The organism is Paenibacillus etheri (genome assembly GCF_001012825.1).
Taxonomy (GTDB): domain Bacteria; phylum Bacillota; class Bacilli; order Paenibacillales; family Paenibacillaceae; genus Paenibacillus_AQ; species Paenibacillus_AQ etheri.
Genome location: NZ_LCZJ02000108.1, coordinates 1 through 202, shown reverse-complemented (window position 1 = coordinate 202; position 202 = coordinate 1). Strand labels below are relative to the sequence as shown.

Here is a 202-nt window from a genome sequence, read left to right as displayed (position 1 = left end):
CGACTGTTTAGCAAAAACACAGGTCTGTGCGAAGCCGCAAGGCGAAGTATACGGGCTGACGCCTGCCCGGTGCTGGAAGGTTAAGGGGAGTGGTTAGGAGCAATCCGAAGCTATGAACCGAAGCCCCAGTAAACGGCGGCCGTAACTATAACGGTCCTAAGGTAGCGAAATTCCTTGTCAGGTAAATTCTGACCCGCACGAA

Annotated in this window: 1 rRNA gene; it reads left to right on the top strand. The window is 53.5% G+C overall.

Annotated features, from left to right (window positions below):
- Window positions 1–202 (top strand): 23S ribosomal RNA (locus UQ64_RS29760); the annotation flags it as partial.